Origin of the sequence: Microcoleus sp. MOSTC5 (genome assembly GCF_036701825.1) — a bacterium.
GTDB lineage: Bacteria > Cyanobacteriota > Cyanobacteriia > Cyanobacteriales > Microcoleaceae > Microcoleus > Microcoleus asticus.
In genome coordinates this window covers 1-1,029 of record NZ_JAUBRK010000195.1, presented here as the reverse complement: position 1 = coordinate 1,029, position 1,029 = coordinate 1, and the positions used below count along the sequence as shown (strand labels likewise).

1 protein-coding gene is annotated in these 1,029 nt (G+C 41.3%); it reads left to right on the top strand.

What is annotated here, in order from left to right; genetic code table 11:
* Nucleotides 1-1,009: ISAs1 family transposase (locus QUA54_RS34345; RefSeq protein ID WP_333419513.1), on the top strand; the 1,009-nt coding region annotated here is incomplete at its 5' end.
* Between the last annotated feature and the right edge of the window lie 20 nt (nt 1,010-1,029).

Here is a 1,029-nt window from a genome sequence, read left to right as displayed (position 1 = left end):
TTGGGAAGACATGGAAAATTATGGCATCGCTAAACAGCAATGGTTAGAGGAATTTCTCGAATTACCCAATGGTATCCCGAGTGATGATACTTTTCGACGAGTTTTTGAAAGAATTAATCCTCAGGCTTTAGAACAATGTTTAGCGAAGTGGCTTCAAAGTATGCTTGGTTCGATAGTTGGCGAGATTATTCCCATCGATGGCAAAAGTGTTAGAGGTTCTTATGACCGTAATCAAGGCGTAAAAGCTTTGCATTTGGTCACGGCTTGGGCAAGTGAACAGCGTTTAGTTTTAGGGCAAGTTAAAGTTGAGGATCATTCCAACGAGATTACAGCGATTCCGGCACTCTTAGAATTATTAGACCTGAGCGGGGCGATCGTTACCATTGATGCGATGGGAACTCAAACCGAGATTGTGAAACAAATTCGCCACAAAAAAGCTGATTATATTGTATCTCTTAAAGCCAATCATCCCACTTTACATTCTCAGGTTAAAGAATGGTTTGATACCAGAAGAGCTAATAACTTTGAAGGCATTAACGTTAGTTATAACCAACAGATTGAAAAGGGACACCATCGCACTGAAAAACGTTATGTTTGGGCTGTTCCTTTAGAGGCTTTCGGTGGTCTTTATCAACAAGACCAATGGTCGGGACTGCAAACCATCGTCATTATTGAAAGAATCCGCCATCTTTGGAACAAAACGACTCGTGAAGTCCAATTTTATCTAACTTCTCTGCCTGCGGATGCTCAAGCTCTTGGTCGTGCCATTCGTCAACATTGGACGATTGAAAACCAAGTTCATTGGACTTTAGATGTCACGTTCCATGAGGATCAATGTCGGATTCGTTCAGGTCATAGTCCTCGTAATTTTGCCATCCTGAGACGGATGGCACTTAACGCTCTTAATCAGGAGAAAACATTGCAGCGTAGTCTTCGTCAAAAAATCAAACAGGCTTCTATGAATAATGATTATATGATGACTGTTCTCAACTCCTTTTGTAAAGCTTGATTGAGATGCTCTTACCCTGG